The sequence below is a fragment of the Vibrio sp. KUL80 genome, from assembly GCF_059725495.1.
In genome coordinates, this window is sequence record NZ_AP045841.1 from 1,007,485 (window position 1) to 1,032,053 (window position 24,569).

At 46.3% G+C, this 24,569-nt stretch carries 19 protein-coding genes; 14 read left to right on the forward strand and 5 right to left on the reverse strand.

Going from position 1 to position 24,569, the window contains the following annotated elements; all coding sequences use genetic code 11:
- Nucleotides 1-421: 421 nt before the first annotated feature.
- Both fadI and fadJ read left to right on the forward strand, forming a co-directional pair.
- Nucleotides 422-1,744 (forward strand): acetyl-CoA C-acyltransferase FadI, encoded by a 1,323-nt coding sequence (fadI, locus tag AC6I8U_RS04680; RefSeq protein WP_498017857.1) that lies wholly within the window; start codon nt 422-424, stop codon nt 1,742-1,744.
- The gene (gene fadJ, locus AC6I8U_RS04685; protein WP_498017858.1) at nt 1,744-3,861 is read left to right on the forward strand and encodes a fatty acid oxidation complex subunit alpha FadJ; all 2,118 of its coding nucleotides are present in this window, start codon (nt 1,744-1,746) and stop codon (nt 3,859-3,861) included. Before fadI ends, fadJ begins: the two co-directional genes overlap by 1 nt.
- Nucleotides 3,862-3,918: 57 nt before the next feature.
- Here fadJ and AC6I8U_RS04690 read toward each other — a convergent pair whose 3' ends face one another.
- A complete protein-coding gene (locus AC6I8U_RS04690; RefSeq protein ID WP_498017859.1) occupies nt 3,919-6,702 on the reverse strand; it encodes an insulinase family protein in 2,784 nt (927 codons plus the stop codon).
- Nucleotides 6,703-7,069: 367 nt separating this feature from the next.
- On the opposite strand from AC6I8U_RS04690, the gene sixA reads away from it, so the two are divergent.
- Nucleotides 7,070-7,534: a phosphohistidine phosphatase SixA gene (gene sixA / locus AC6I8U_RS04695; protein WP_498017860.1), complete on the forward strand. Its 465-nt coding sequence runs from the start codon at nt 7,070-7,072 to the stop codon at nt 7,532-7,534.
- 80 nt (nt 7,535-7,614) lie between these two features.
- On the opposite strand, the gene smrB is transcribed toward sixA, so the two are convergent.
- The gene (smrB, locus tag AC6I8U_RS04700) at nt 7,615-8,145 is read right to left on the reverse strand and encodes an endonuclease SmrB (protein ID WP_042478558.1); all 531 of its coding nucleotides are present in this window, start codon (nt 8,143-8,145) and stop codon (nt 7,615-7,617) included.
- Between the two features lie 62 nt (nt 8,146-8,207).
- On the opposite strand from smrB, the gene prmB reads away from it, so the two are divergent.
- The 4 genes from prmB (at nt 8,208) to fusA (ending at nt 14,438) form a co-directional block, all read left to right on the forward strand.
- Nucleotides 8,208-9,140: a 50S ribosomal protein L3 N(5)-glutamine methyltransferase gene (gene prmB / locus AC6I8U_RS04705; protein ID WP_498017861.1), complete on the forward strand. Its 933-nt coding sequence runs from the start codon at nt 8,208-8,210 to the stop codon at nt 9,138-9,140.
- A 216-nt stretch (nt 9,141-9,356) separates the two neighbouring features.
- Nucleotides 9,357-10,442 (forward strand): chorismate synthase, encoded by a 1,086-nt coding sequence (gene aroC / locus AC6I8U_RS04710; RefSeq protein ID WP_042478517.1) that lies wholly within the window; start codon nt 9,357-9,359, stop codon nt 10,440-10,442.
- A 286-nt stretch (nt 10,443-10,728) separates the two neighbouring features.
- Complete coding sequence (locus AC6I8U_RS04715; protein ID WP_394151372.1) at nt 10,729-11,862, forward strand: integrase core domain-containing protein; 1,134 nt, start codon at nt 10,729-10,731, stop codon at nt 11,860-11,862.
- A gap of 560 nt (nt 11,863-12,422) precedes the next feature.
- Nucleotides 12,423-14,438: an elongation factor G gene (gene fusA / locus AC6I8U_RS04720; RefSeq protein WP_498017862.1), complete on the forward strand. Its 2,016-nt coding sequence runs from the start codon at nt 12,423-12,425 to the stop codon at nt 14,436-14,438.
- A 74-nt stretch (nt 14,439-14,512) separates the two neighbouring features.
- Here the strand turns inward: fusA and AC6I8U_RS04725 are convergent, their stop codons facing one another.
- Nucleotides 14,513-14,953, reverse strand: a complete 441-nt coding sequence (locus AC6I8U_RS04725) for a glycine zipper family protein (RefSeq protein WP_498018317.1) — start codon at nt 14,951-14,953, stop codon at nt 14,513-14,515.
- 207 nt (nt 14,954-15,160) lie between these two features.
- Nucleotides 15,161-15,784 carry a trimeric intracellular cation channel family protein gene (locus AC6I8U_RS04730; protein ID WP_128649468.1) on the reverse strand — a complete coding sequence of 208 codons (624 nt, stop codon included), beginning with the start codon at nt 15,782-15,784 and terminating at the stop codon, nt 15,161-15,163.
- A 234-nt stretch (nt 15,785-16,018) separates the two neighbouring features.
- Between AC6I8U_RS04730 and AC6I8U_RS04735 the strand changes: the two genes are divergently transcribed.
- The 4 genes from AC6I8U_RS04735 to AC6I8U_RS04750 all read left to right on the forward strand — a co-directional run bounded on the left by AC6I8U_RS04735 (nt 16,019) and on the right by AC6I8U_RS04750 (nt 18,673).
- Nucleotides 16,019-16,549, forward strand: a complete 531-nt coding sequence (locus AC6I8U_RS04735; RefSeq protein WP_498017863.1) for an elongation factor P hydroxylase — start codon at nt 16,019-16,021, stop codon at nt 16,547-16,549.
- A 41-nt stretch (nt 16,550-16,590) separates the two neighbouring features.
- A complete protein-coding gene (locus tag AC6I8U_RS04740) occupies nt 16,591-16,854 on the forward strand; it encodes a YfcL family protein (RefSeq protein ID WP_234495455.1) in 264 nt (87 codons plus the stop codon).
- A gap of 146 nt (nt 16,855-17,000) precedes the next feature.
- On the forward strand, nt 17,001-17,522 hold the full coding sequence (locus AC6I8U_RS04745) for an NADPH-dependent FMN reductase (protein ID WP_252011601.1): 522 nt from the start codon (nt 17,001-17,003) through the stop codon (nt 17,520-17,522).
- Between the two features lie 170 nt (nt 17,523-17,692).
- Nucleotides 17,693-18,673 (forward strand): Gfo/Idh/MocA family protein, encoded by a 981-nt coding sequence (locus AC6I8U_RS04750; RefSeq protein WP_498017864.1) that lies wholly within the window; start codon nt 17,693-17,695, stop codon nt 18,671-18,673.
- Between the two features lie 54 nt (nt 18,674-18,727).
- Here the strand turns inward: AC6I8U_RS04750 and AC6I8U_RS04755 are convergent, their stop codons facing one another.
- Entirely contained in the window at nt 18,728-19,954 is a 1,227-nt protein-coding gene (locus AC6I8U_RS04755; protein WP_498017865.1) for an MFS transporter, read from the reverse strand.
- 458 nt (nt 19,955-20,412) lie between these two features.
- Between AC6I8U_RS04755 and AC6I8U_RS04760 the strand changes: the two genes are divergently transcribed.
- The 3 genes from AC6I8U_RS04760 to oppB all read left to right on the forward strand — a co-directional run bounded on the left by AC6I8U_RS04760 (nt 20,413) and on the right by oppB (nt 24,565).
- On the forward strand, nt 20,413-21,267 hold the full coding sequence (locus tag AC6I8U_RS04760; protein WP_234495459.1) for a helix-turn-helix transcriptional regulator: 855 nt from the start codon (nt 20,413-20,415) through the stop codon (nt 21,265-21,267).
- A 647-nt stretch (nt 21,268-21,914) separates the two neighbouring features.
- Nucleotides 21,915-23,546 carry an ABC transporter substrate-binding protein gene (locus tag AC6I8U_RS04765; RefSeq protein WP_252011604.1) on the forward strand — a complete coding sequence of 544 codons (1,632 nt, stop codon included), beginning with the start codon at nt 21,915-21,917 and terminating at the stop codon, nt 23,544-23,546.
- A 98-nt stretch (nt 23,547-23,644) separates the two neighbouring features.
- On the forward strand, nt 23,645-24,565 hold the full coding sequence (gene oppB, locus AC6I8U_RS04770; protein WP_042478541.1) for an oligopeptide ABC transporter permease OppB: 921 nt from the start codon (nt 23,645-23,647) through the stop codon (nt 24,563-24,565).
- Nucleotides 24,566-24,569: the final 4 nt, after the last annotated feature.

Below are 24,569 nucleotides of genomic sequence, written 5' to 3' on the forward strand. Positions count from 1 at the left end.
TAAAGTCACACAAAATTGATCTAGTTCAAAATTCCGACCTGTGGAGAAGTTATATTAGACCCTGTCATCTCGTTGGTCTTTCGGGACTAACATGTTGAGCAAGATGACACTTCCTTTTGAAGGCTGACTTTACTTTCTCCTAATCAGGAAACTGATTATTTTCAATTGGCGCAAGTTAATTGCTTTAGAGATTCCAACCACACAATTATCTGTGTGGTTTTTTTTTGCCTGAAATCCTACCGATATCTTATTGTTTTCTCACACCATATTGTTGCCGACTTTACGCAAATCTCATATTCCATTTTGGTCGACCCTATCACGTTATTCAATAAAACCACCAATATTTATCAAACGGCTGTTTTAAATCATTAACAATCTCGTTACAATGCGCGTGGTCAGACCTCTTTAGTAAGGAGAAACTATGAGCAGTAAGGAAGTGGGGAAAATCGATCTCACCACTCGAAACGGTGAGCGAATTGCTGTTGTGGCGGGGCTTCGTACCCCTTTTGCCCGTCAAAGTACCGAGTTTAGTCAAGTACCAGCAGTAGATTTAGGAAAAATGGTTGTGGCCGAAATGATGGCACGCACCGACATCGATCCTAAGTTGATCGACCAAGTGGTATTTGGTCAGGTAGTACAGATGCCTGAAGCGCCAAACATCGCTCGTGAAATCGTGCTTGGAACGGGTATGAACATCCATACTGATGCTTACAGTGTGACGCGCGCTTGTGCAACCAGCTTCCAAGCTGCGGCCAATGTTTGCGAAAGCATTATGGCTGGCACTATCGATGCGGGTATCGCTGGTGGTGCAGATTCTTCTTCAGTACTGCCAATTGGCGTCTCTAAAAAACTTGCTGCGAACCTACTTGCGCTAAGTAAAACAAAAACTGTAGGTCAAAAGCTCAACATTCTTAAAAAGCTATCGTTTAAAGATCTAATGCCAGTACCGCCAGCGGTGGCTGAGTATTCAACGGGTCTGTCTATGGGGCAGACCGCTGAGCAGATGGCAAAATCTCACGGTATCAGTCGCTTAGAACAAGACGAACTGGCGCACCGCTCACACACTCTTGCGTCTCAAGCATGGAAGGAAGGTAAAGTGCGTGATGAGGTGATGTCGGCATTTCCTGAGCCATACAAAAAGAGCTTGGATGAAGACAACAACATCCGCCATGACTCAGAGCTATCGAGCTATAGCAAACTACGCCCAGCGTTCGATAGACAATACGGTAGTGTGACTGCTGCCAACAGTACACCACTCACCGATGGTGCTGCCGCGATTATGCTCATGCGAGAAGGCCGTGCCAAAGAGCTGGGACTAGAAATCAGAGGCTACATCCGCTCGTACGCATTTTCGGCAATTGGTGTGCGTGAAGACATGCTGATGGGCCCTTCTTATGCGACGCCAATGGCATTGGATCGTGCGGGTATCTCTCTATCTGACTTAACTCTAATTGATATGCACGAGGCGTTTGCCGCTCAAGCGCTGTCAAACGTGAAGATGTTTGCGAGTGAGAAGTTCGCGAAAGAGAAACTGGGTCGCTCGCAAGCTATCGGCGAAATCGATATGGACAAGTTCAACGTACTCGGTGGCTCGCTTGCTTACGGTCACCCATTTGCCGCAACAGGTGCGCGAATGATTACACAAACATTGAATGAGCTGAAACGACGCGGCGGTGGGCTAGCCCTTAATACGGCATGTGCAGCAGGTGGTCTGGGTGCAGCAATGGTTCTGGAGGTAGAATAATGAGTGAACAAAAAGCCTTTCATCTTTCGGTTGATGAACAGAACATCGCTTGGCTTGGTATTGATGTACCCGGCGAGAAAATGAATACCTTGCAAGCGGCTTTTGCAGAAGAAATGTCGCAGCTGTTTGCAGAACTAGAAGAAAAAAAATCTGACCTTAAAGGGTTAATTGTTCATTCACTTAAGCCTGATAATTTTATCGCTGGCGCAGACGTAAGAATGTTAGATGCGTGTACTTCAGCAGAAGAGGCACAAGCACTAGCGGCCAAGGGCCAAGAGATGTTCCAGCAGCTCTCAGATTTGCCTTTCCCTGTGGTTTCTGCGATTCATGGCCCTTGTTTGGGCGGCGGTCTAGAGCTCGCGTTAGCGTGTGACTACCGTGTATGTAGTGATGCGGACATTACTAAATTAGGTCTGCCAGAAGTTCAGCTTGGTTTGTTGCCAGGCTCTGGTGGTACTCAACGTTTGCCTAGATTGATTGGTTTGCTGCCATCACTGGATCTTATCCTAACCGGCAAACAGCTTCGCGCTAAAAAAGCCAAGAAGCTAGGTGTGGTTGATGCCAGTGTTCCAAAGACGATTCTACTTGATGTGGCGAAGCAGTTTTTGGAGAAAGGCAAAAAGCGTAAAGCAAAGAAGCTAACCAAAAAAGAAGTACTTATGTCGGGTACTGGGTTGGGTCGAAAAGTCATTTTTGACCAAGCAGCGAAAAAGACTAACGAGAAGACTCGTGGCAACTATCCAGCCGCCGATGCCATTCTAGACGTGATTCGCTTTGGTCTTGAAAAGGGCATGACGAAGGGTCTTGAGAACGAAGCCAAGCGCTTTGGTGAGCTTGTCATGACCTCAGAGTCTAAAGCACTTCGCTCTATCTTTTTCGCTACCACAGAGATGAAGAAAGAGTTTGGTAGTGATGCTCAGCCAAACACTGTAAGTAATGCGGTTGTTCTGGGTGGTGGCTTAATGGGAGCGGGTATTACCCACGTTACCGTGAGCAAAGCGAAAGTCCCTGTGCGCATTAAAGATGTTTCCAATGACGGTATCGTCAACGCACTTGGTTACAACTTCAAATTGCTAGAGAAGAAGCGCAAACGCCGCATCATCTCTAAAGCAGATCTTCAGGCTCAGATGCTTCAAATGGCAGGTGGTACTGACTTTACCGGTTTCAATAAAGCGGACGTGGTGGTCGAAGCGGTATTTGAAGATTTAGGTCTTAAGCAGCAAATGGTCAATGATGTAGAGACGCATGCTAAGCCAACGACCATTTTTGCCACTAACACATCATCGATCCCAATTGCACAAATTGCTGAAAAGGCAGAGCGACCAGAAAATGTTGTCGGCCTGCATTACTTCAGCCCAGCGGACAAGATGCCACTGGTTGAGGTTATTCCACATGAGACGACGTCCGAAGAGACCATTGCGACTATGGTGCAGTTTGCCAGAAAGCAGGGTAAGACGCCGATTGTGGTAAAAGACCAGGCTGGTTTCTACGTAAACCGTATTCTTGCACCTTACATGAATGAGTCAGCGAATGTGCTGTTGGCTAACGAGCCGATTGAGTCACTGGACAGAGCGTTGCTTGATTTCGGATTCCCGGTCGGTCCAATCACACTACTCGATGAAGTCGGTGTCGATATCGGCGCGAAGATCATGCCTATCTTGGTCAACGAGCTCGGTGAGCGATTCCAAGGCCCTGACGTGTTCGACAAGCTTCTCAACGATGGGCGTAAAGGTCGTAAATCGGGTAAAGGCTTCTACACCTACAAGGGCAAGAAGAAGACGGTCGATAGCTCAGTCTACAGCGTTCTAGGTCTAAAGCCTGAGGCCTCAATGGCAGAAAAAGAGATTGCGATTCGCTGCGTACTGCCAATGCTCAACGAGGCGGTCCGCTGTTTGGATGAAGGCATTATTCGTAGTCCGAGAGACGGAGACATTGGTGCGATTTTCGGTATCGGCTTCCCGCCATTCCTAGGTGGCCCATTCCGTTACATGGACTCATTGGGCATCAAGAAAGTGGTTGAGTTGATGAATGAACACGCTCAGAAGTACGGTGACCGATTTGCACCATGTGATGGGCTGGTTACTCGAGCGGGCTTAGACGAAAGCTTCTACAAGTAACTTATAATAAATTTAGGGTCTACAAACATTCACCCCCTCGAAAGAGGGGGTGTTTTTTTATCCTAGGTCAGTATCTTTCGGTCGGAGCTGAAACTCTTCGATAGAGCCAATCTCGCGTCCTAGTTCGAGCTTAGCGGCATCCACATGCGCTTTGCCTTGGCTGTGCATAATGAGTCGGTTTGCCGTGCGAGGTTTGAGCTCGTTGACAACGAAGCGGATCATATCGGCACGCGTCAGTGACTTAAGCTCTTCAAGCACTTTCTCACGCTGGCTAAAGCTGGTGTCCTTATTGCCTATTGCTACCCATAAGCGTTGAGCACGCCCTCGTAGTGTCGTGTCAGGGGTGGAAATTTGGTTCCACAGTCCTTTTTTGCTGCTGTGCCATTGATAATCGTTGAGTTCAAGCAAGACCATATACACCGCATTTAAAAACTCATCTATGGAGCGAATCAGATCGGCAGGTGCCGCTTTAGGTGATTGCACATAGAGTACAATACCCGGGTGACGGTTGAGTGGCATATTGCCAGTCCCTACCATGTAGCCAAGCTGCTGTTTGGTACGGATCTCGTGGAAGAAGGTCGCTGACATCAAATGGTTGGCGAGTGAATACAAGGCAATACTTCTCGGGTTGATGTCTTCACACTGGTAGTAAACCACAATCGCCGAATCGTCTTGGTCGCAATCCACTTCTTTCTGGAAGCTGCCACTGCGCCCAAGCATCACAAGAGGTCTTAGACTCTCTTCGTATTTTTGATTGTGAATACGAAGGGCATCTTTAAGCGTAGTGGCGATATCATGCGCACCTTGTTTGTGCCAATCCCCATAGACAAACATATCTATATGTAGCTCTGACAAAATCGCCTGGACGAAACTCGGCAACTCGTCGACCGATATGGTTTCTAGTGCCTCAAGCAAAACAGGGTTTGGTGGATTGTTAGGCTGTAGAATGCCCGTCATCGCGTTAAAGAGCTGCGAAATCGGACGATCTTTTGCTGAGTTTCGCCAGCCTCTCATCATCTGAGCTTTGATGCTTTCAAAGCGCGCAGGGTTAAATTCACGCGAAGCAAATCGTTTAAGAATCATCTCAAGCAATTGAGGCTGCTTCTTACTAAATCCAGAGATTGATAAGGTAACGCCACCTTGGTGGGCGTACATATCGTAGCTTAGACCCGCGACTTCAGCCGGATAGGTCTCTTCAGACAATGAGTCGAGGAACATCTCAACACACAAGCGAGTCATGACGATATTGCGAGGCGAAGCAACGGAATGTGGGCTATCGATAGCAATAAACACAACGCCTTTTGGTACCTTGAATTGGCTATCTTGAAGGTGCCATAGCCTAAATCCATCGAGGTCTTCGATAAGCTGCGGATGCTCTTCACTGCCCTCTAAAGGATAGGTCGACAAGTCGTAGTTGATGAATGGGTTTTTCTCAGGCAGCTCAAAAGGTAGTTCGCCGTTATCGGGCTGCTGGTTGAAAAACGCAATCTCTTGCTCGGTAAACTTGGTGACAGAGTAGGGCGTAAAGTACCAGTCCGCCTCACGATCATACGCTTGATCTTTCGCCACTAGGGTAACTTTTAGATTGTCAGTGCTAAAGAAAGTGCCGTACTCGGCAAGCATAGCTTCATCGAAGCCTGCCATTTTGTAGTCGCCATAGATGACATCATCCGCTTCATAGTGCTGCATGTTCATCACTAAGTGACTAACCATCTCGAGTTGTCTTGCTGGCTCTTGGAACTGGAAGGCAGATTCCATCACTGCTCGTTTCTCAAGATAACGCCACTCCTGCATTCCATGAGTTTTAATGAGCTCTATGTACTGAAATACCGACTGAATCATTTCATCAACATGTTCAAGCCCAACAGGCGTTAGAGTCATGCTGATACTGAATTCGCGGTAGTTACTGCCAGACGCTCCGCCACCTGCCGAGAGGGATGTAATCCAACCCAGTTCTTTGAGGTAGAGCATTAAGCTTCCTTTGCCTTCATAACCGAGTAGGTTGGCAAAATAGGAGAGCGGCTTTTGATGGTAATGCTGATGCGTTGCCGGGAAGGGGAACGACAAGATAAGCTTGCGGATCTCTTTAACAGGCTCAACGCGCACCATGACTTTGGTATGTTCTTCGGTGACAAAAGGAACGTCGACCGACTTAGTAATGCGGTGATTGTTAGTGATGTCGGAGAATTTGTCCTGAGCCCACTGTTCCAGCTCATCGAGCTCATGCGGTCCAATCATAGCCAATGTCATAATATCGGCTGAATACTGATCGCGGTGAAAGGCGAGGATCTCGTCGCGAATGGTTTTACCATTACGGTCAGCGAGTGTTTCTACATTCCCTACCGAGAACTTAGAAAACGGGTGCGCAGGATTGATGGTCTCTTTTTGCACTTGATAGAGTCTGCGGCCATCCTCATTGAGTTTGAGTTTGTACTCGGAGTCTACGGCTTGGCGCTCTTTGTCTAGTGCTTCTTCATTAAACAGGGGCGCAGTGAAAAACTGACTGAAACGATCGAGTCCCTTTTCAAACGCATTCGGGTAGATGTCAAAGAAGTAGCAGGTGTGCTCGGTACCTGTCCAAGCGTTATTGCTGCCACCATGTTGGCTGATAAAAGACTGAAACTCGCCAACTTTTGGGTATTTTTCTGTGCCCAAAAACAACATGTGTTCTAGGTAATGCGCAAGGCCTTCGCGATCAGAGGGATCGTCGAAATGGCCAACGTTAACGGCGAGCGCAGCCGCGGATTTTTGGGCTTGCTCATCTTGAATGAGCAGCACGCGTAACTCATTGTTTAGCGTGAGGTAGCGATATGAGCGATTATCATTTGGACTTATATGCACGTATCTTCTCCAGAATAAGCGATGGCTTGTCCAGATTAAGCGATGGTTTGGACTGCTTAACCAAGCGTCTGGCTACTAAGGCGATGTCTCACTATTGGTACTAACAGAATGCACCAATACTTAATTACAATCATTCAATAAGAGACTGGCAAACTAAGTTACAAACTTTTTTAGTGTGACATTGTAAATTGTTAAGAAAGTCGAAGCCTTTAGCAAGTGAATTGATATAATTAATTTTTTTAAATAAGTATATACCCTAGTTAATAATTAAGGCAGGTAACCTTTTGAGGTAATTTGCGTATAAACAATAGGGTCGTAACGCTAGAGATGGCGGCTCAGAAATGCCATCGAACAGGCGGGTATTCATATGAAAGTGTTTATAATGCGTCACGGGGAAGCGGTTCATTACGCTCCAACAGACGAACAACGAGCATTAACGTCTCACGGCAAAGAGAACTCAGTCGTGGTCGCGAGAGCTTGCAAACAGCAAGGCTATGGTCGTTTTGATAAAGTATTAGTTAGCCCTTACCTACGCGCTCAACAAACGTGGGCTGCCGTTAGCAGCGAGTTTAGCAGTGATGATGTGGTCACATCCGATGACATAACGCCGTACGGACAAGCAGAAGATGTGGTGGAGTTTGTCTCTGCAATCGCTGAGGTTGAAAACCTAGAATCTATCTTGCTTGTCTCTCACTTACCTTTGGTCGGCTATTTGACTGCTGAGTTTGTGGGTGACATCAGTGCACCAATGTTCCCGACGTCGGGTATGGTCTGCATTGACTATGATGTGGAAAGAAGACAAGGCGAAGTGCTTTGGCACATTCACCCATAGTCTAATTTTTCTGCGTTGCTTATTGTGATCAGCATACTAAATAAGGCGACGCCCTTTGCTGGTGTCGCCCTAGGTGCTGATTATTTCTCTGGAATGGATAACAAGACCAAGAGAGCGCCATCGCCACCGAATTCCAGCGGAGCTTGGTGGAACGCCATCACGTCTGGGTGCTGAGCTAGCCAAAGCGGCGCTTTCTGCTTAAGTATGTGCTTGCCGATGCCGTGCATGACGCAGGCACAGTGAATGTTTTCCTTTACGCAGTGCGCGATCATCGCACCTAGTTCACGCTTCGCTTCTTGCTGCGTCATCCCGTGCATATCTAAAAACACGTCCGGTACATACACACCACGACGCAAGCGCTTCACTTCATAAGTCGACACGTCATCGCGAGCGTATCGGGTTGGCCCCTCGTCGCTTAGATGCGGAACAAACTCATCCGAGAAGTAAAACTCTGCATCTTTGGCTTCTCGGTTGGTTCTTTTCTGTTCTTTTTGTTTCTTATTTCTGTTTGGCTGCTGGACTATGGTATCCTGTTGCAACTTTTTTACGCCTTGTACTGCATCCCTAAATAGGGCGAAATCGTCATCAGCGTTGGTGTCTTTTTTGCTCATAGACTGGGACAACTCAATAAACATCTAGATTGGCAGTATTGTAGCGCTTTTTGGAGGCAATTTTGGATAAGATTTTTGTGGAAGAAGCCGTTTCTGAGCTTCACACACTTCAAGACTTGATTCGTTGGACCGTTAGTCGATTCAATGCAGCAGGTCTTTTTTACGGCCACGGCACTGATAATGCTTGGGATGAAGCGGTTCAGCTCATCCTGCCAACGCTGTACTTACCGATTGACGTGCCACCACATGTTTTAAACTCGCGCTTGACCAGCAGCGAGCGTTTGCGTGTTGTTGAACGTGTAATTAAACGTATCAACGACCGCACCCCAACAGCTTACCTAACTAACAAAGCATGGTTCTGCGGTCTTGAGTTCTTTGTTGATGAGCGCGTGTTGGTGCCACGTTCACCAATCGGAGAGCTTATTGAAGCTCAGTTCCAACCTTGGTTGGCTGAAGAGCCAGTTCGCATTATGGACCTATGTACGGGCAGTGGCTGTATTGCAATTGCTTGCGCGCATGCCTTCCCTGATGCTGAGGTTGATGCGATTGACATTTCAACGGATGCGCTAGAGGTTGCTGAGCAGAACGTTCAAGACCACGGTCTAGAGCAGCAAGTGTTCCCGATTCGCTCTGATCTCTTCCGCGATCTGCCGAAAGAAAAATACAACCTGATTGTTTCTAACCCACCTTACGTTGACGAAGAAGACATGAACTCACTCCCAGAAGAGTTCACGCACGAGCCAGAATTGGGCCTTGCAGCAGGTACTGACGGTCTTAAGCTGGTACGCCGTATCCTCTCTAACGCTCCTGACTATCTAACAGATGACGGTATTCTTATCTGTGAAGTGGGTAACTCGATGGTGCATATGATGGAACAGTATCCGCATATCCCATTCACTTGGATTGAGTTCGCAAACGGCGGTCACGGTGTGTTTATGTTGACCCGTGAACAGCTTGTTGGGCACGCAGAAGAGTTTTCGATTTACAAAGACTAATTCTGAGATGACTCTGAGATTGAAAAACGCTGCAATGAGAATTGCAGCGTTTTTTTGTTTGGGGGTTTACATCGCCTGCCTTTGTCGTCACTATGAATCCACGAAGAATAGACAAGCAAAGGACAAGCGCTCACACTCAATCTTTGCGTCACTTAGCATAATTTGTTGAGAGATTCGCAATAGACATCGCGCTTGTTCGGACAGACAGAGGAAGTAATGGCAGGAAATAGCATCGGACAACATTTTCGTGTAACCACATTTGGTGAGAGTCACGGCATCGCACTGGGTTGTGTGGTGGATGGTTGCCCTCCTGGATTGGAAATCACGGAAGCCGATCTGCAAGTTGACTTAGATCGTCGTCGTCCAGGTACATCGAAATACACGACTCAACGACGTGAACCAGATGAAGTGAAGATTCTTTCTGGTGTGTTTGAAGGACAAACGACAGGTACATCCATTGGCCTGTTGATTGAGAACACAGACCAACGTTCAAAAGACTACTCAGAGATCAAAGATAAGTTCCGCCCGGGTCATGCGGATTACACCTATCATCAAAAGTATGGTGTTCGTGACTATCGCGGTGGCGGTCGTTCATCGGCACGCGAAACGGCGATGCGTGTTGCCGCAGGTGCGATTGCTAAGAAGTACCTTAAGCAAGAGTTCGGTGTTGAAATCCGCGCTTACCTATCGCAAATGGGTGATGTATCTATCGACAAGGTAGATTGGGATGAAATCGAAAATAACGCATTTTTCTGTCCAGATGTCGACAAAGTAGAAGCATTTGACCAGCTTATTCGTGATCTTAAGAAGCAAGGCGATTCAATCGGCGCTAAGCTGCAAGTTGTCGCTACCAACGTACCTGTTGGTCTTGGCGAGCCAATCTTCGACCGCCTAGATGCAGACATTGCTCACGCACTAATGAGTATCAACGCGGTAAAAGGTGTTGAGATTGGTGATGGCTTTGATGTTGTTAATCAAAAGGGCAGCGAACATCGTGACCCACTGACGCCTGAAGGTTTCACGAGCAATCACGCTGGTGGTATTTTAGGTGGTATCTCAACCGGTCAAGATATTGTTGCCAATATCGCGCTAAAACCGACGTCGAGCATCACGGTACCGGGTGAGACGATTACTAAAACTGGCGAGCCAACACAATTGATCACTAAAGGTCGCCACGATCCATGTGTAGGCATTCGCGCAGTACCAATTGCAGAAGCTATGCTGGCGATTGTACTGCTTGATCATCTGTTGCGTCATCGTGGTCAAAACCACGGCGTGCAGACAGAAACACCAGTGATTTAACAGCTCAACATACCATACCCAATATACCGTTACCCCTGCGCAGGCAGGGGTCTTCTCAAAGCGGGCAGCAAGCCTCAAATAGATTCCTGCCTACGCAGACGCACGGCCAGTGGAATGACGAATCCGCAGTAGTGGGTTCATTGTCACCCCTGCGCAGGCAGGGGTCTTCTCAAAGCGGTATTGACCGGGCTCATAGGTAACAGTTCTAACCGGGCACATGGGTAACAAGTGCTAATGTGTAAGCTTCGAAGAGGAGAAGCTTATGCCATGGGAAGAGACTTGTATCATGAGCCAAAGAGAACTTTTCATTGAAGATTGGCTTAGCCATCGATTTTCTATTAGCGAGCTGTGCCAGCGTTATGGCATAGCTCGTAAAACAGGCTACAAATGGATCAACCGTTTCCGTGAGCAAGGAATGACTGGTTTAGCTGACTTGAGTCGAGCTAGACATACCCATTCCAATCAAACGCCGGACTGGGTTGTGAAACGGATACTTGATTTAAAGGTTCGTTATCCAAACTGGGGGCCTGTCAAAATCCACTCCGCCCTCTATCGTTCTAACCATTCTCAGCATTGGCCTGCGCCAAGTACCATTGGTGAAATCCTTAAGCGCCACAACCTTGTCAGACCCAAGAGAAGAAGACTGACGACGCCACCTCAAACTCAGCCTCTTGCTCATGCGATGGAGCCAAATGATGTTTGGAGTGCAGACTTTAAAGGTCAGTTTAAAATGGGGAACGATAGGTGGTGTTACCCACTCACTCTCACTGACAATTGCAGTCGTATGCTCCTGGTGTGTAAAGGACTCTACAACACCAAACTGCCCGCTGTACAAAGTGCCTATGAAGCGGCTTTTCGGGAGTATGGCTTACCTAGAATGATTCGAACGGACAATGGCTGGCCATTTGCGTGTGTAACCTTAGGAGGGCTTACTCCGCTATCAATCTGGCTAGTTCGTCTTGGTATCTATCCTGAGAGAATTAAGGCGGGGTGCCCACAACAGAATGGCCGGCATGAAAGGATGCATAGAACCTTGAAGGCTGAGGTAGCCAAACCACCGAAGGGCAATTTATCGGCTCAGCAACGGGCTCTTAATCGCTTCAAATTGCAATACAATGAAGAGCGTCCTCATCAATCTCTTGGATTAGGGAAGTGTCCTGCAGACGTTTATAGAAAGTCTCCTCGACCATTCCCCAATCAATTACCACCGCTGGAATATCCTAGCGAACATGAAGTCAGAAAGGTGAAATGTGGCGGCTATATTAAACTTAACGGGCAAGCCATTTATGTCACTAGAAGACTATTAGGCGAGTACGTCAGTTTGGAATATATCGACAATCGATGTTGGTTGCTTCGATTTGGAGAAATGAGATTAGGGATTGTCGATGAAGTTGTTGGAAAAGTAATTCGGCCAACATAGGGTGTTACCTATGTGGCCGGTTTAAAGTGTTACCTATGTGACCATCAGTACAAGCGGGCACCAAGCCTCAAGTAGATTCCTGCCTTCGCAGGAATGACGGTGTTTTAGAGTTTGTCGTTATCCTACGCATTGTTACCTCCACGGACCCAATATATCGTCACCCCTGCGCAGGCAGGGGTCTTCTCAAAGCGGGCAGCAAGCCTCAAATAGATTCCTGCCTACGCAGGCGCACGGCCAGTGGAATGACGGAGTGATTGGGTATGGGTGGCAATACTAAAGACAGCTGTTTCAACTAAAAACTACCTAAAGCTCTGCTCATTAACAGCAGGGCTTTTTTTGTCCCAAATCACGTCTTGAGCAATAAATACCCCAAAATCCAGACGTTATGAAATTAGTCACAATATTTGTGTGGGTATAGGTTCAAACTAAACACTCAACCATTGCTGGGGAGTGCATTTATTTGGACAGAAGGATCCGAAAAATGACTTGGAAGACGAGTAGGCGGGTAACCGCCGACTCAATGTAACTGTGCTTGTTTCCAATCATTTAAGGAGCTCTTTATGTCTCAACATGAAATTAGAAATATTGCCTTTGTCGGTCAAACAGGAACTGGCAAAACCAGCTTGATTGAACGTCTGCTTTACGAGTCCCACGCGATTAATAACTTAGGTCACGTCGAAGATGGCGATACCATTACCGACTTTGATGACCAGTCTATTCACTATCAACATAGCGTTGAAGCGACCCCCGTTACTCTCTCTTGGCATAAACACCAGATGAACATCATCGACACCCCGGGGCAAGCGGAACTGCTTGGGCGTACCTTGAGCATATTCCCTGCGGTTGAAGCGACAGCATTGGTGCTCGATGCAGGACTAGCAATCAACCAAGTGTCGGAACGCTTGTTCCAGTTCGCCCAGCAACAGAAAAAATGCCAGATGGTGATCGTCAACAAGATCGATCAAAATCCAGATAAAATCTTAGCGCTACTAGAAGAGATAGAGAAAAGGTTTGGCGCACAATGTCTACCTATCAACCTACCGTCGGACAAGCCAGCAGACGTTGTCGATTGTTATTTCGAGCCTAATCCAGAGCAAAGTACCCTGTTCAGTGGTGTCGATGAGGCGCATGAGTTACTTGTCGACCAAGTTGTAGAAATGGATGAGTCTTTGATGGAGCTGTACTTAGAACAAGGCTCTGAACTGACTCCAGAGCAGCTGCACGATCCGTTTGAAAAAGCATTGCGCACAGGTCATGTGGTACCGGTGTGTTTTGTCTCTTCAGATACAGGCGCAGGTTGTGATCTATTGCTTCGTACGTTAGCTGAAATCATGCCAATGCCCGATGAGGGTAATCCTCCGATGCTTGAGAAAAACGGCGAGCAGGTCTCTATCGACTGTGATAAGCGTGACCATACCGTTGCGCATGTGTACAAGGTTAATGTCGACCCATATATGGGTAAACTGGCTTATGTTCGCGTGTTCCAAGGCGAGATCACCGCAGGCAGTCAGCTGTTCATTGGTGACAGCAGCAAAGCCTTCAAGGTTGGACACCTATACAATCTGCAAGGTAAGAAGCGTCAAGAGATTACCAGTGCAAAAGCAGGTGATCTGTGTGTCTTGGTTAAGGTGGATGACTTGGCGTTTGATTCGGTCATTCATGACTCCCATGATGAAGATGGTGTTGAGTTTAAAACGCTTAATTTCCCAGAATCTATGTACAGTCTTACACTCAAACCCAAAAAACGGGGTGACGAGCAAAAACTGTCAGATGTATTGACTAAGATTGCCGCAGAAGACCCATCGCTTAAAATCGAACACCGCACGCGCACTAATGAGACGGTGCTGAGTGGACAGGGTGAATTCCATCTTAAGATTGCCTTAGAGAAGATGCAGCAAGTGTTCAAGCTTGATGTCGAAACCAGTCAGCCGAGTGTTGAGTACTTTGAAACCATTACTAAGCCAGCTGAAGCTCAATACCGTCATAAAAAACAGAGTGGTGGCGCAGGGCAGTTTGGTGAAGTGCAGCTTAAAGTGCGTCCATTAGAAAGGGGAGCTGGCTTTAAGTTTGTGAACAAAGTTGTAGGCGGTGCGATTCCAACCGCATTAATTCCGGCGGTCGAGAAAGGGATCATTCAGGCGTTGGAAGAAGGGGCGATATCGGGTAACCCAATCAAGGATATTGAAGTCACGGTATTTGATGGCAAGTATCACTCGGTCGATTCTAAAGAAATCGCGTTTGTTATCGCGGGTAAAAAAGCCTTCTTGCAAGCCGTAGAGGCGGCGGGACCTATCGTGCTTGAGCCTATTGTTGACCTGTCACTTGAGATCCCAACTCAGTGTGTTGGTGATGTTTCAGGAGACTTATCTGCCAACCGTGGTTTGATTGTGGGAAGTGAGCAAGGAACCTATGGAAGCACCATACTGGTGGCTAAGTCACCCATCAATGAACTGCAAGATTATTCTCGCAGACTCAAAGCGCTAACCGGTGGAGAAGGGCGTTTCAGTATGACGTTGAGTCATTATGAGCCTGCACCACCAACTATTCAGAGCCGTGTTTGTGAGGCACAAGACTGATAAAATTAGCCCCAACTCATTGTGAGTTGGGGCTAGTTCTTTTACGCCTCTATTTTTTACTAGCCATGGACGTGTTAGGACTTGTTATCTTCTTCAGGCTGAGATGCTGACGTTGATGTCGTCGTTGAGTTCGCCTCTTGCTCTTCCATCTCGGCTTCTTGTTTTTCCATCTCTGCGATCTGCTTCTCTAGCTCTTTAACTCGAATCTCTGCTTCTAGCTCAGCGACACGTTTTTCTGAGTCTGAACGAGTGTCTTTTTGTAGGCTCTCGGCTAAGATCTCGGTTCGTTCTGTTTCACGTGCTTCGGCCGTGTCTTTCATTGAGCCTGATACACCACCCGCAACGGCACCTGCGGTACCCGCTTTAACCGCAACCTCTGGGCTGCCGGTTAGGACACCTGCGGTCACACCAATGAGAGCGCCACCAATGGCACCACGGTTACGAGCTTCGTTACGGTTTGCTGTTTCATCATCCGTGGCTTTATTCGATGCACATCCTGTTGCGAACAGTGCCATAACTAGGGCAAACGCTTTAAGTGTTTTCGATGTAAACAGTTTTGATGAAAGCATGTTCTTTACCTGTATGTTAGTGCGCTTAGTGATTTGAGCGCTTTGTTGTGATTGCCTTGGATGACAAACACTATAACCACAGGAGAAATATTGAACGATAGGGGGGACAAGAAAGCTGATATTTAAGTTATAAATATCAGCTTGAGAATAGAATTAGTGTAACGCTTCTTCACTGTCCAGCTGGAAAGAAGGCAAACGCCACTTAAAGCGCACGGCAGCCATACGTAAACTGTATCCGACAACCAGGGTGATGATGGTCGTGGACAACGTTGACAAGCCGTATTCCAGAAGCCCTAAATACAAGCAGGCAGCAACAACGGAGATCGAAGCGTATAGCTCTTGATGCAGAACTAAAGGTGTTTGACGACAGATCAAATCACGTAGCAAACCACCAAACACGCCCGTGACTAGGCCTGAAACGACACAAATAAAAGGGTGTAGCCCCATGCTCAGACCAACATTGGTCCCGATAATGGTGAACACAATCAGACCCAAGGCATCCAGTCTTAAGAATACACCTTTAAATTTTATAATCCATTTGGCAAGTCCAGTAGTGAGTACACCTGCAAGACAAGTGATGGCAAGAAACTCGGGGTGCTTGACCCAACCGAGCGGATAATGACCCAACAAAATATCACGAACGGTACCGCCACCAATCGCCGTTGCACTGGCAACAAGCATAACTCCAAACCAATCCATATTGCGGCGACCAGCGCTTAGGGCGCCTGTCATCGCTTCTGCTGTGATGCCAATGATATATAAGACGGTAAGCAACATAACACAATACTCGAAAATTTAAGATGCGACAGTGTAGTGATTAGGTCGAATTTTGACGAATGAAATGTTTTGTAGCGCAAACGTTTTTAGGATTAGTTTAACTAATGTTTTTAGTGAAAAAATAGCAATGGGATTTCCTCGAGCTTGGCTTTTTTAACACTCCAGTAGTTTGCGCTTTACCTTAAGGTCGAATCCATACACAATATCGGCAATCGTTATTGACTCAACACTGATATGCACCACCAGTACCAAGACCTGATTTCCATTTTCAATCGCACCTTTTTTGATGACTACCGAACCAAGTTGGAGCTCGGTGGTGATGAGCCTATTTATCTGCCAGCTGATGATAAGGTGGACTTTCATCGCATTATTTTTGCTAGAGGCTTCTATGCGTCAGCGTTGCATGAAATTGCTCATTGGTGTGTCGCGGGACCGGAGAGAAGACTTCTAGAAGACTTTGGCTATTGGTATCATCCTGATGGCCGTACCCAAGAGGTCCAAAGCGAATTTGAGAAGGTCGAAATTCGTCCTCAAGCTTATGAGTGGATACTCTCAGCAAGTGCCGGTTTTCCGTTTACGGTGAGCTGTGACAACTTAAGTGGTGATTTTGAACCCGACCGCGTTGGCTTCATGCAAAAAGTGCACGCTGAGGTATTGAGTATCTTAGAAGCGGGTATTCCGCTTCGCGTGAAAATGCTATCTGAGGCGTTACGAGCCTTTTACAAAACACCAGAGCTTTCTCACAATACATTCGTGGTTCGCTAACGGCGGACGACTTAAATCAAAAAACAAATCTGAGCCTCAACATGATTATTGAATACGAAGAAAAACTACTTGAAACCATCGACTCGCGCATCCAGGACGCATCCGACGATGAACTGTTTGCTGGTGGCTATTTACGCGGGCACATTTCACTGTCAGCCGCGTCTTGTGAAGAAGAAGGCGTATCAGATCTCGGTGAATTTAAAACACGTATCCAAGCAAGCCTTGATGACGCTAAATCTGAACTGACACCAGCTGACCGTATCATTGTTAATGATCTTTGGACAGAATTGCAGTCGGCTATCTAGTCGTTTTATATCGCGTTAACCAGTGCTTGTTCGAAAAATTTGATGAACTAGATTAGATCGCCGCTCTTGTTGTAATGTGGAGATAGATTAACCTTTAAGCATCAAAACGAAACGCATAACGCGTTGTGATGAAAAAGGAATCTGTTATGAAAGTTATCGCATTTGGCGCAAGCACCAGCAGCACTTCTATCAACAAAGCTCTAGCAACGTATGCTGCCGGATTAATTGAAGGCGCTGACGTCGAGGTTCTCGACCTTGCTCAGTTTGACGTGCCACTTTTTTCGGAAGACAAAGAGAAAGAGATTGGTCAGGCTGAGGGTGCGAAAGCATTTCTAGAAGCGATTCAACAAGCAGATGCCTTGGTCATTTCTTTCGCCGAGCATAACGGTCACCATCCAGCGGCCTACAAGAACTTGTTCGATTGGGCGACCCGAATTGACCGCGAGGTGTTCAAAGGAATTCCTGCAGTGTATCTCGCGACATCACCAGGACCAGGTGGCGCGTCGAATGTTCTTGCGGCAGCGACGAATTCTGCCCCGTATTTTGGTGGCAATGTTAAAGCGAGTGTTTCTGTACCAAGCTTTTATGATGTGTTCGACCTAGAAGCAGGCAAACTAATCGACAGCGTACTGATAGACAAGATAGAGTCAGCGATAAAACAGCTGTAATAGTAATTGAAACAAAGGCGCCTCGATGGGCGCCTTTGTTTTAGGTTAAGCCCTTCAATTGATTCTGTATCAAAACTCTGTGAGAAGATTTGCGCTCGATATTGGCATTCCTAGATTCAGAGAGTACTCTAGCCAGAGCAAAAAATAGAATGATAAACAAAGGAATATCTATGCTCCAGCTAGCAATTATTGGCACAAACTGGATAAGTGAAAAGTTTGCTCAGGCTGCCTTACAATCGGAAAAATACGTTATCCGCGGCGTCTATTCACGTTCCTTAGCTAAAGCGCAAGAGTTTGGTGCCCCTTTGGGCGCAAACTTGTTCTTCGATTCAATACAATCGCTAGGACAAAGTGAAGAGATTGACGCAGTCTACATTGCATCGCCAAACAGCCTTCATTGCGTTCAAGCGATTGAGTTAATGTCAGCCGGTAAACACATCATTTGTGAAAAGCCGATGGCATCAAACTTAGCCGAGGTTGAGCGAATGTTTGAGGTAGCCAAAGCAAACAATGTGGTGTTGATGGAGGCGTTTAAAACCGCTTATCTACCTAACTTTATTGAAGCCAAGAAATCGTTACTGAGTTTGGGTAAGCTGCATAAAGCGCACTTAACCTACTGCCAATACTCCTCTCGCTATCAAAAGTACTTAGATGGTGAGAATCCAAATACCTTTAATCCAGAGTTCTCGAACGGCTCGATTATGGATATCGGTTTCTACTCGGTGGCTGCTGCGGTGGAGTTGTTTGGAGCGCCAAGCCAGGTGCAAGCCAGTGCGCATTTGTTAGAGTCCGGTGTCGATGCCCACGGTAGCGTTCTTCTACGTTACCCTGATTTTGATGTGACATTAAGCCACTCTAAAGTAAGCAACAGTTACTCAACGAGTGAAGTACAAGGTGAAGAGGGGAGTCTGATACTGCCAGATTTCTCAGAATGTAATGGCTTTGAACTGCAAGTGCGAAATGGTGAACGTCAATCAGTCAGTGTTGAGCAAGTTGATAACAGCATGATGTATGAGGCTTTAGCTTTTGCTTCAGCAGTGGAAAAGGGTGAAATGGATGCTGATGCAACACAGCGCTCACTCACCATAGCTAAAATTATTACCGAAGTTCGCCGTCAGACTGGCGTTGTGTTTCCTGCGGACAGCCAATAAAAAAAGCAAAGAGTCGGGCAGTGGGTCCGACTCTTTGCTTGATTAACGTCAGAGCTAAGCTTTCTGATGTCCTGAGCGGTCTCGTGTTGCCACGCCGTTCTCAATAATCTTTGACTTACCCAATCCGATAAACACCATCACGGTCGCCACTACGATACACACCGCACCCACGCCAACTTGTCCCTGGAAGTCACCCGTTGCTGTTGCCGCTTGTGCCACAATTGGACCTGCTGCAAGACCAACGGTACCGATCTCCGGACCATAAGAGCTGAAGTAGCCCGATTTGTCTGTGGTTGCCAGTGCTGTGTAGTAACGGGCGTACATCATATTCCACAGCATAATGTAGAAGGCAGAGAAGCCTAAAAACGAGGTGGTGTCGTTTGTGCTTGCCATTCCAAAACAGACAGCGGCATTAATTACACTCAGAGATACAATAATGGTGGTATGGCTGTATTTTTTATCTACGACAGCCGTTAGGATGCCACCAATGACTGCCATTACTGAACCGACCGCCAACACTAGACCAACATCTTCTGTGGAAGCTTGCATGTCTGCGCCAATAATTTCGATGTAAGGGTAGATGATGCCAAGACTCAAGCTATACACCAAGAACGCACCGCCAACCCAAATCATAGGCACAACGTACTTCTTCTTGTCGACTGTGTCGCCATGTGCGGTCGAAATCTGCTTGTCTTTCTCGACGCGTCCGTTGTCTGGGTAAAACCAAAAGGCCACCAAGCAAAGTGCTGACGCAAACATAAAGAATTGGTACAGCGCATTAAGACCGAACTCTGCCATCAACTCTGGAATAAGAATGAACCAAGTGATGAGCCAAACGTTCAGCGCGGCAATCATGTAACCAAAGTTACGTCCTGGATGTTTAGTGACACTCATACCAACAAGACCGAGTGAGTAGCCGATGCCTTGTCCACTACCAGCAAGTAGGCGACTTGCGATAAAGCTATCGAAATCTTGTGCGGTCATGCTCATGTAGTTACCGGCAATAAGTGCGATGGCCGCGAGATAACCGATGTATCGCCAATTTACGCGACGAATAAGAAGTAAAGAGAAGAGTAGAGAAGAGAGTGCAGTGGCGAGGAGTTCATACATGGCGATGCTTTCTATCTGAGCATCATCTAGTGCCATGGCTTCAGCGGCGCCACCGAGCATAAAGGGTAAAAAGTTAAACGCGTTGGGGGCAAACATCACCAGCATCATGGCGGCGATGATGAGCGCCTTTGAGTCGATCGTCCGTGTTGGGCTAACAAGGTTTTTTAGCATACTAAGCTCCTATCCATCCTAGAACAGCTTTGTTATAGATATGTTAATAGTGAGCATTTTTTAGCAATGACTGAAGTACCCATTTGGGTTACAGAAATGTTAATTAGTGTAATTGTTGTGTTTCATGTCAAAAGCCTTGTGATGATGAGCAAAAGTTCGCTGCTTTAGCGTGTCACCCATTCGGGTTACAAGCTGATCGAATATTTGAAGCCGTGAGCACATTGTGACGAGAAACTTGAAGGTATCCCTTTAAATCGGGGGTAATTTACTTTTTATCAGCAACTATTTTTGTCAGGATGTTAGAAATAATATACTCAATTATGCATTCCAATCGATGATTCGAATAGATCTAATGCTGACGCGTTTAATCCTCTGGAGGGTCAAGGATCGCTCACTTGAGCTGACATTGAGAAGCATGGTAATTGAATAGGCATGTGAAGTTAAGATAAGGAGTGTCTATGTCTGAGACCAAAACACAGTCCGAGAGCGTAGAGGCTTGGTCGGAGTTCAATCAATACTATCCTCCCTTGATTGCCTCTATCGGAGAGAGCGATTTTCTAGACCGTTTATCTGAACTTGCTACCGCACTCGTCGACTACGATAGCTTGGTGGTGATGAGCTTCAGTACCGACAAGGCGCCTGTGGTGCTTCATAACGACTCGAGTTACTTCAAAGACCAAGTCATCGACAAAGACTTTATGGGAGCGATGGTTCTCGATCCTTTCTATCAGTTAATTAGAAGGGGAGTCCGTCAAGGGATATTTCGCTTAGAAGATATTGCTCCCGATGAGTTTTACAGCAGTGACTACTACAACAAGATCTACAAGCAGACAGGCTTGCAAAAAGAAATAGGGATTATCTCTAGCTGCAACGATGAGTTTTGCTTGGTGCTCTCGATTGGGCTGAGGAACAAAGCAGATGTTGAAGTCGATGAGCTCAAACGTTTAAACACGTTTTATCGTCTGATTCAGTGCGCCATCTGCAAGCACTTTGAGGTTGGCCACCCTGAGCAGCGCACCATTGGGCATCAATTGAATGATATTTTTAGTAACTTTGGTAAAGACTTCTTGAGCGAGAGGGAGTGTCAGGTAACGCAACTGGTGTTGCAAGGATACTCTACCAAGGCTATTGCGCCTCTATTAGAGGTGAGCACTGAGACGGTCAAGGTGTATCGAAAGCGTATTCACAATAAGTTAAAAATATCTTCCCAATCAGAGCTGTTTTCGTTGTTCTTAGAGGCGGCATCGACGGTGCCTGCAGATAGCAATATCGATCCACTTACGGTTTACTTTGGTGGTAAGAGCGTTCACTAGTGAATCGTCCCCTATAAGGGTTATTGGGTTAAATGTTAAATATATTTAACATAGTGGGTGTTGGAACCAGTAACCGCCTTCGAACAGCGCTTGCTAGTGACACATCTCCTTATCTGAGCGCACGCTTGAGCCGCGTGGCGCCACAAGTTTACCCGATCTCTTGGTAGTCAGAGATCGGGTTTTTTTTGTGATCTCAATCCTAGGATGAACTCAACGTGTCAGTTCGAATGTGACTTTGTTCACGTTTGGATTTTTTGTGGTGTTTGATAATTCTGGCGGGTCGGTAAAATGAAAACGAATTGTTAAATATGTCGTTCCTTTTATGGAGGATTGTGCTGTTTAATGATTTGATTTTAGAACTATCAATATATATTTCTGGTGATAATTTTCTAAATAGAAGGAAAATATCGCCTTTGGACTATGTTGCAGAGCTTTTACCTAATTTTTATTAGGCTCAGGAGAATTATGCCATTTTTGCTACAAAAATATGGCAAATTCCTTTGAAGATTGGTAATGTGGTCCGCAATCTTTGTATGGATTTAGAATTTTGTGCTCATTTTTTAAGCTAAATAATTCTAAAATGCTGGCCGTTCTAGCAATCCTACAAAGAAGTCATGGATGCAATAATAAAACTTGGAGTTAAATACATGTACAAGAATAAGATCACGCAAGCCCTTCTTCTAGGTGCTGGCATGGCAGTGGCTGCCACTTCTTTTTCTACTCTTGCCGCAGATGTTCCAGCTGGCACGAAACTAGCAGAAAAACAAGAGCTTGTTCGTGGTAACGGTACCGAGGTAGCAACACTCGATCCGCACAAATCTCAAGGTGTTCCTGAGTCTCACGTAATTCGTGACCTTCTAGAAGGCCTAGTAAACCAAGATGCAAACGGCAAGACCATCCCTGGTGTTGCGACTTCTTGGGAAACCGAAGACAACCAAACCTTCACTTTCCACCTACGCAAAGACGCAAAATGGTCTAACGGCGACCCTGTAACTGCAAACGACTTCGTTTACAGCTTCCAGCGCGCGGTTGATCCAGCGACAGCTTCTCCATACGCTTGGTACATGGAATACACCAAGATGGCGAACGCAAAAGACATCGTTGCTGGTAAAAAAGACAAGAGCGAGCTAGGTGTTAAAGCGGTTGACGACTACACACTAGAAGTAACGCTAGACACAGCTGTTCCTTACTTCGTAATGATGATGGGTCACACAACGGTTAAGCCTGTTCACAAAGCGACGGTAGAGAAGTTCGGTGATCAGTGGACTAAACCAGAAAACTTCGTTGGTAACGGTGCATTCGTTCCTAACAAGTGGGTAGTGAACGAGCGTCTAGAGCTAGTTCGTAACGCAAACTACTGGGATAACGACTCAACAGTTCTTAACAAGGTAACTTTCCTACCTATCGAGAACCAAGTTGCAGAAATGAACCGTTTCCTTTCTGGCGAGCTAGACTTCACATACGAAGTTCCTAACGAGCACTTCCGTCGTCTACAGAAAGATTACGCTGAAGATGTAAACATCAAGGGTAACCTGTGTACGTACTACTACCAGTTCAACGCACAGAAAGCACCTTTCAACGATGTTCGCGTTCGTAAAGCAATGTCTTACGCAATGGACCGTGATATCGTAACTAAAGCGATTCTAGGTCAAGGCCAGAAGCCAGCTTACTTCCTAACTCCAGAGATCACTGCAGGCTTCGACCCTGTAACTCCAGAGTACGGTCAAATGTCTCAAAAAGAGCGTATCGCTGAAGCGAAACGTCTTCTTGAAGAAGCAGGTTACACGAAGAGCAACCCTCTAGAATTCGACCTACTTTACAACACATCTGAAAACCACAAGAAGATTGCTGTAGCAATCGCGTCTATGTGGAAGAAAGAGCTAGGCATCAATGCGAAGCTTGAAAACCAAGAGTGGAAATCTTACCTAGACAGCAAAGACAGCGGCGATTTTGACGTTGCACGTGCTGGCTGGTGTGGTGACTACAACGAAGCGTCTTCATTCCTAACATTGATGGTAAGTCAGAACACGACTGCGGGTCAGCACTATAAGAGCGCTGAGTACGACAAAGTTATCGATAAAGCACTGCACTCTACTTCAGAAGAAGAGCGTACAGCACTTTACATCGAAGCTGAGAAAATCCTAGCGAAAGATATGCCAATCGCGCCTATCTATCAGTACGTTACAACACGTCTTGTATCTCCACAGCTTGGTGGTTACCCAGAAGGTAACGCAGAAGATAAGATCTACTCAAAAGATCTCTACATCAAAGCTAAGTAATTCTATATAAAAAAATAACGAACTAAGACACTGTGTGTGCATCTAGCACACGCAGCGTCTTCTTATTATTAATTGTCACAGACTGGATGGATGAGTTTATGATTAAATTCATACTTAAACGGATATTTGAAGCAATACCGACACTGTTGGTATTGATTACTGTCTCATTTTTCTTGATGCGTTTCGCACCAGGTAACCCTTTTTCAAGTGAGCGCCCACTTCCACCGGAAGTTATGGCGAACATCGAAGCAAAATATGGCTTAGATAAGCCAGTGTTTGAGCAGTACACCACGTACCTCACAAACATCATTCAAGGCGACTTCGGGCCTTCATTTAAATATCAAGATTACACGGTAAACGAGCTTATTTCTGTAGCATTACCGGTATCAGCTAAAGTAGGTCTCATCGCCTTTATCTTTACCGTCATTATGGGTGTCACGGTCGGTACGATTGCCGCCTTACGGCAGAATACATGGCTCGACTATACGATTATGTCGACCGCCATGCTCGGGGTCGTTATGCCCTCGTTTGTACTGGCACCCGCTCTAATTTATCTGTTCTCTTTGCATTGGAATCTCTTCCCTGCTGGTGGTTGGCATGACGGCGGCTTCCAATACATCGTATTGCCAGTGATCGCTATGTCATTGCTGTATGTCGCAACATTTGCGCGTATCACTCGCGGTAGCATGATTGAGACATTGAACAGTAACTTTATCCGTACTGCCCGAGCGAAAGGCTTGAGCTACAGATACATTGTTCTGAAACATGCGTTGAAGCCTGCGTTGCTGCCGGTTGTTTCATACATGGGGCCAGCGTTTGTGGGTATCATTACTGGTTCGGTGGTTGTTGAAACTATCTTCGGTCTACCAGGTATCGGTAAGCTGTTCGTGAATGCGGCATTTAACCGTGACTATTCGTTAGTAATGGGTGTGACCATTCTTATTGGTTTCCTATTCATTCTATTTAACGCCATCGTAGATATTCTACTTGCGATGATCGACCCGAAAATTCGTTACTAAGGGA

Bases quoted from the DNA above. Each gene is read 5' to 3' on its own strand.
- AC6I8U_RS04755 (WP_498017865.1), bottom strand. From the start codon at position 19,954: ATGCTAAAAAACCTTGTTAGCCCAACACGGACGATCGACTCAAAGGCG.
- aroC (WP_042478517.1), top strand. From the start codon at position 9,357: ATGGCAGGAAATAGCATCGGACAACATTTTCGTGTAACCACATTTGGT.
- smrB (WP_042478558.1), bottom strand. From the start codon at position 8,145: ATGAGCAAAAAAGACACCAACGCTGATGACGATTTCGCCCTATTTAGG.
- AC6I8U_RS04725 (WP_498018317.1), bottom strand. From the start codon at position 14,953: ATGGCACTGTTCGCAACAGGATGTGCATCGAATAAAGCCACGGATGAT.
- oppB (WP_042478541.1), top strand. From the start codon at position 23,645: ATGATTAAATTCATACTTAAACGGATATTTGAAGCAATACCGACACTG.
- AC6I8U_RS04735 (WP_498017863.1), top strand. From the start codon at position 16,019: ATGCACCACCAGTACCAAGACCTGATTTCCATTTTCAATCGCACCTTT.
- fusA (WP_498017862.1), top strand. From the start codon at position 12,423: ATGTCTCAACATGAAATTAGAAATATTGCCTTTGTCGGTCAAACAGGA.
- AC6I8U_RS04760 (WP_234495459.1), top strand. From the start codon at position 20,413: ATGTCTGAGACCAAAACACAGTCCGAGAGCGTAGAGGCTTGGTCGGAG.
- fadI (WP_498017857.1), top strand. From the start codon at position 422: ATGAGCAGTAAGGAAGTGGGGAAAATCGATCTCACCACTCGAAACGGT.
- sixA (WP_498017860.1), top strand. From the start codon at position 7,070: ATGAAAGTGTTTATAATGCGTCACGGGGAAGCGGTTCATTACGCTCCA.
- AC6I8U_RS04745 (WP_252011601.1), top strand. From the start codon at position 17,001: ATGAAAGTTATCGCATTTGGCGCAAGCACCAGCAGCACTTCTATCAAC.
- AC6I8U_RS04740 (WP_234495455.1), top strand. From the start codon at position 16,591: ATGATTATTGAATACGAAGAAAAACTACTTGAAACCATCGACTCGCGC.
- AC6I8U_RS04750 (WP_498017864.1), top strand. From the start codon at position 17,693: ATGCTCCAGCTAGCAATTATTGGCACAAACTGGATAAGTGAAAAGTTT.
- fadJ (WP_498017858.1), top strand. From the start codon at position 1,744: ATGAGTGAACAAAAAGCCTTTCATCTTTCGGTTGATGAACAGAACATC.
- AC6I8U_RS04730 (WP_128649468.1), bottom strand. From the start codon at position 15,784: ATGTTGCTTACCGTCTTATATATCATTGGCATCACAGCAGAAGCGATG.
- AC6I8U_RS04765 (WP_252011604.1), top strand. From the start codon at position 21,915: ATGTACAAGAATAAGATCACGCAAGCCCTTCTTCTAGGTGCTGGCATG.
- AC6I8U_RS04715 (WP_394151372.1), top strand. From the start codon at position 10,729: ATGAGCCAAAGAGAACTTTTCATTGAAGATTGGCTTAGCCATCGATTT.